Below are 2,456 nucleotides of genomic sequence, written 5' to 3'. Positions count from 1 at the left end.
TGGCCCAGAACGCGCTGCCCGGCGCCTCGCCGACGCTGCGGTCGCTCTTGACGTTCCACGGCCGGGCCCAGCCGCCGCCCGCGCGGGTCGGTCAGCATCACCGTCACGCTCGCCGCCCAGCTCAGCAGCGGCAGCACCAGCCCCGGCCACTCCACCGCCACGCCCACCAGCGCCCGGGTCAGCGACTGGCCGACCCCGACCGGGCCGCCGTCGGCGCGGACCACCCGCAGCCCCACCGCCAGCTTGCCCAGCGTCCGGCCGCCCGCGAAGCGCTCCATCAGCACCGGGTAGCCGACCAGCACCAGCACCAGCACCACGAGCTGCAGGGCGCCGGCCAGCGCGGCGTCCATGAGGTCGCGCGGCAGGCTGAGCACCAGCACCGACAGCCCGGCGCCGAGCAGCATCGCCACCACGAGCTGGGCCACCAGGTCGATCAGCAGGGCGAGCACCCGGGAGCCCAGCCGGGCCGCCCGGACGTCCAGCTCCACCGCCTCGCCGCTGACCAGACCGGCGTCGGCCCATCCGGCCGGTGGGGGAGGTTGCGCGCGCACTCGGACAGTGAACACTATTGGCGCCGGACGGGGGAGGACGAGTGGATCTCGACGCGTACGTGGCCGAGCACGGCGCCGAGTGGCGGCGGCTGGAGCAGTTGACCGGCCGGCGGAAGCTCGACGCCGCCGAGGTGGACGAGCTGGTCAGCCTCTACCAGCGCGCCGCCACCCACCTGTCCGCGCTGCGCAGCCGGGCCCCCGAACCGGCCCTGGTCGGCCGCCTCTCCCACCTGGTGCTCGCGGCCCGGGCCCGGATCACCGGCCGCCCCCGGCCCTCCTGGGCGGCGGTGGGCCGGTTCCTCCTCGCCGACCTGCCGGCCGCCCTCTACCGGGCCTGGCCCTGGTGGTGCGCGGTGGCCACCGGGTTCAGCGCGCTCACCGGCTTCCTCATCTGGTTCGTCGCCGGCCATCCCGACACCGCCGCCGCGTTCATCGGCGCCGAGGCGGCCCGGCAGCTCGTCGACTCCGGCTTCGCCGGCTACTACACCGAGTTCACGGCGCCGACCTTCGCGTTCCACCTGTGGACGCACAACGCCTGGCTGGCCGCGCAGTGCCTGGCAGCCGGGGTGCTGGTGGTGCCGGTGTTCTGGCTGCTCTGGCAGAACGCGCTGAACATCGGCGTGGTCGGCGGCGTGATGATCTCCTACGGCCGGGCCGACGTGTTCTTCGGCATGATCACCCCGCACGGGCTGCTCGAACTCACCGGCATCCACGTGGCGGCCGGGGTCGGGCTGCGCACCGCGTGGGCCTGGATCGCGCCGCCGGCGCAGCTCACCCGGGGCCGGGCCGTCGCCGAGGCGGGCCGCTCCGCCATCGTGGTCGCCGCCGGCCTGGTCGGCCTCTTCGCGGTCTCCGCGCTGCTGGAGGCGTTCGTGACCCCGGCGCCGCTGCCGGTCGCCGTCCGGGTGGGGATCGGCGCCACGGTCTGGCTGGCCTTCCTGGCGTACGCGCTGATCCTCGGCCGCCGGGCGGTCAGAGCTGGCCGAGGGACTTGAGCCGCAGGTAGGTGTCGGCGACCGCCGGGGCGAGCCGGTCGGCGGGGGAGTCCACCACGGTCACCCCGTGCCGGGACAGCGCGGCCCGGACCCGGTCACGTTCGGCCAGGGCCCGCCAGGCCGCCGCGGCGGCGTACGCGTCGTCCGGGCCGGTCGGCGGGGCGGTGGTGAGCCGGGCCAGCACCGGGTCGTGGGTGGCCGCGAGCACCACCCGGTGCCGGGCGGCCAGCCGGGGCAGCACCGGCAACAGCCCTTCGCCGAGCGCGCCCGCCTCCAGGGCGGTGAAGAGCACCACGAGGCTGCGCTGCCGCTCCCGGCGCAGCACCTCCCCGGCGATCAGCTCGAAGTCGGTCTCCACCAGCGCCGGCTGGAGCGGGGCGACCGCGTCCACCAGCCGGGCGAGCAGCGCGGGCCGGCCGCTGCCGGTCACCCGGGCCCGGACGGCGGTGTCGGCGGCGAGCAGGTCGACCCGGTCGCCGGCCCGGGCGGCCAGCGCGGTGAGCAGCAGCGCCGCGTCGATCGCGGTGTCCAGCCGGGGCTCGTCGCCGAGCCGGACGGCCGAGGTGCGGCCAGTGTCCAGCTCGCCGACCACGTACTCCCGGAGGGTGTCGAACTCGGTGCCGTGGCCGCGCCCCCGGGTGACCTGGACGCCGTCGATGATCCGCAGCCTGGCCAGCTTCTCCGGCAGGTGCCGCCGGGAGTCGAACCGGGGCAGCACCCGCAGCGTCCACGGTGGCGTGACCGGGTGGCCGGCGCGCTGCCGGAACGCCAGGCGCAACGGCCCGAGCGAGCGTACGGTCAGCGCCACCGCGGGCCGGTCGCCGCGCCGGGCCGGGGTGAGCCGGACCGGCAGGGCGGCCGTGCCGCCCGGTGCGACGGTGAGCACCCGCCCGGCGGGGAGGTCGGGTCG

3 protein-coding genes are annotated in these 2,456 nt (G+C 77.0%); 1 reads left to right on the top strand and 2 read right to left on the bottom strand.

The window, feature by feature from the left end; genetic code table 11:
• Window positions 1-551, bottom strand: a 551-nt coding sequence (locus tag B0E53_RS35480; RefSeq protein ID WP_246835767.1) for an RDD family protein, incomplete at its 3' end; no start/stop codon positions are given.
• Window positions 552-592: 41 nt separating this feature from the next.
• On the opposite strand from B0E53_RS35480, the gene B0E53_RS35475 reads away from it, so the two are divergent.
• Window positions 593-1,546: a stage II sporulation protein M gene (locus B0E53_RS35475; protein ID WP_107079827.1), complete on the top strand. Its 954-nt coding sequence runs from the start codon at window positions 593-595 to the stop codon at window positions 1,544-1,546.
• Here B0E53_RS35475 and B0E53_RS35470 read toward each other — a convergent pair.
• A partial coding sequence (locus B0E53_RS35470) for a DUF58 domain-containing protein (RefSeq protein WP_107079826.1) occupies window positions 1,524-2,456 on the bottom strand: 933 nt, incomplete at its 5' end. The two genes, B0E53_RS35475 and B0E53_RS35470, sit on opposite strands and share 23 nt — an antisense overlap.

Origin of the sequence: Micromonospora sp. MH33, from assembly GCF_003013775.1 — a bacterium.
Classification (GTDB): domain Bacteria; phylum Actinomycetota; class Actinomycetes; order Mycobacteriales; family Micromonosporaceae; genus Micromonospora; species Micromonospora fulviviridis.
Note: the sequence above shows the minus strand (reverse complement) of the source record. Positions and strands in the feature narration are given on the sequence as shown.